Source organism: Streptomyces sp. CNH189, assembly GCF_000527195.1.
In genome coordinates this window covers 1-1,548 of record NZ_AZUS01000059.1, presented here as the reverse complement: position 1 = coordinate 1,548, position 1,548 = coordinate 1, and the positions used below count along the sequence as shown (strand labels likewise).

Here is a 1,548-nt window from a genome sequence, read left to right as displayed (position 1 = left end):
CCGCCTGCGGGGCCGCCGGCGCCTGCGGCTGCTCGTCGCGCTGCTCGTTGCTCACGTACTCCTCCAAGGGTGCTCGGAAAAAGTCCTCCCGTCCCGGACAATCCGGGTCGATCCAGTCGGAACCCTGGGGGAGCAACGGGTTAGCCCCGCAACTCCCTCTCCTCCCCTTCGGGTGGGTCGAACGCCTGCAGACACGACCGCGCACGAAAAAGCCCCCGGTCATCGACCAGGGGCACGGAGACGAGGATGGCGGCCCCCGCCGCTGCGCCATGAGGACCGCGGAGGGGGCCAGCCGTGAGGTTGAGCCGGAGCCTGGTTAGGCAGCGGCCTTGAGGAACCGTGCGGGGGTATCGTCTCGGTTCTTTGCGACCTCCTTCTGAGCCTGAAGCTGCGCTTCAGCCCAGACAGAACGGCTGCGACTGTCGACGAAGACACGGACTGCTGCTGCGAGCCACTCAGGCTCCTCGAGCGCCTGCACACCGCAGGCCCTCAGGAAGGCGATCGCCTGGCCTGGAGTGACGGGTAGAGCCCTGCCCTTGATGATCCGATAGGCAGTGGTCTTCGGCAGCACTCCGGGGCCAGACATCTGCGATATCTCCCCGGGGGATGGACAGCCGGCCCACGCGTGCTGGTCGCGCAAGGCCCGGCTGAAGTCTGCCCGGTCGCTGACGAGTGCCGGGTTAGGTGCCTTGTGCAGGTAGTAGGGCGCTCGGACTGCTCTGCGCGCCTCGGTCCACAGCCTTCGGGCCTGGTCGACGACGACGTCGATGCTGCCGTTGAACTCCTCCTCCTTCGTCATGGTGCGGAGGACGAATTCCTCCACTGTCTCCGGGGCCGGAATCGTGGTGCCGGAGGCTGCCCGCTCGAAGGTGGTCTTGGACAGCGCTCTGCCTGGGAGAGCGGCCATTTGCCTGTAGGTCAGGCCCGCCGCGGCCCTGCGTGCGCGCAGGAAGTCGGCGAGCTTCGCACGGGCTCGGACGGTACGGTCCACGGGTGCTTCAGGGCGTGCCATGGCGGCCACCTAGTTCCCCGAGGTGAGATACGCGCGTACGAGGCGGCCGAAGCGACCGACGCGCCTGCTGCCGGTCATCACCACGAGGACCATACCGACCCCGATGCCGCCGGAGCTGGCAATGAGGACGAGGACGTCTCCGACGGTCATCTCTCGCGGGGCGAGGATCGCCGCGGTGACGATGCAGGTGATGATGACGAGCGCGTGCGACAGCGCGAAACGGCCATGCGCGGACGTGGGGTCGCTGCTGTGCGACGCCGGGGCAGGTGCTGCCGTGCGTACGGCAGCGAAGGGCTCAACGCCCATGAGGTCTCCCTAATCACCGTCCGGCGACCGCATGATCGCCGGACGGTACTACTCGGCTCCAACCGTTGACTTCGTCCGTCTACGTACTCAGCGGGAGTTGGCGCTCCCTCACACGAGTGGACGCGTTCACGATGGCAGGCCCCCTGCCACAACTCCTAGCGCGTCAGAGCATTGGTGCATCAGCGTGCCAATACGACCTTGCTGTTCAAACACATCGGCTACGGCGGGGG

2 protein-coding genes are annotated in these 1,548 nt (G+C 67.2%); both read right to left on the bottom strand.

What is annotated here, in order from left to right; genetic code table 11:
- Positions 1 to 316: 316 nt before the first annotated feature.
- Positions 317 to 1,012, bottom strand: coding sequence for a helix-turn-helix domain-containing protein (locus B100_RS0133525; RefSeq protein WP_158686781.1), 696 nt, complete (start codon positions 1,010 to 1,012; stop codon positions 317 to 319).
- Positions 1,013 to 1,021: 9 nt separating this feature from the next.
- The gene (locus tag B100_RS0133520; RefSeq protein ID WP_024888692.1) at positions 1,022 to 1,318 is read right to left on the bottom strand and encodes a hypothetical protein; all 297 of its coding nucleotides are present in this window, start codon (positions 1,316 to 1,318) and stop codon (positions 1,022 to 1,024) included.
- Positions 1,319 to 1,548: the final 230 nt, after the last annotated feature.